At 64.8% G+C, this 429-nt stretch carries 1 pseudogene; it reads left to right on the top strand.

The features are described from left to right. Nucleotides 1-429 (top strand): annotated as a pseudogene (locus RM50_RS20930) (DUF3618 domain-containing protein); the annotation flags it as partial.

Raw genomic sequence — 429 nt, 5'->3', positions numbered from 1 at the left:
GGCACGCACTCCGCAGCCGACACCCTGCACGAGGCCAAAGACAACGTCGCCGCCAAACTCTCCGACGCCGGCACCGCCGTCTCCAACGCCCCGGACCAGGTCAAAGCCAAAACCGCCGGCAACCCCCTCGCCGCCGGACTCATCGCGTTCGGCGCCGGCATGCTGATCTCCTCCCTGATCCCCGCCAGCCAAAAAGAACGCGAAGCCGCGGACCAACTCAAAACCGCAGCCCAACCCCTGGCCACCCAGGTCACCGACGCCGCCAAAACCGTCGCCCAGGACCTCAAGGAACCAGCCCAGGAAGCCATGGAAAACGTCAAGGCCACCGCCACCGACGCCGCCCAAAACGTCAAAACCGAAGGCCAATACGCAGCCAACGACGTCAAAGACCGCGCCACCGACGCCAAAGACACCATCCAAAACACCTAG

The organism is Pseudarthrobacter phenanthrenivorans, from assembly GCF_000813845.1.
Classification (GTDB): Bacteria; Actinomycetota; Actinomycetes; order Actinomycetales; family Micrococcaceae; genus Arthrobacter; species Arthrobacter phenanthrenivorans_B.
The sequence above is the reverse complement of the archived record's forward strand: the minus strand, read 5'-3'. Positions and strand labels throughout refer to the sequence as shown.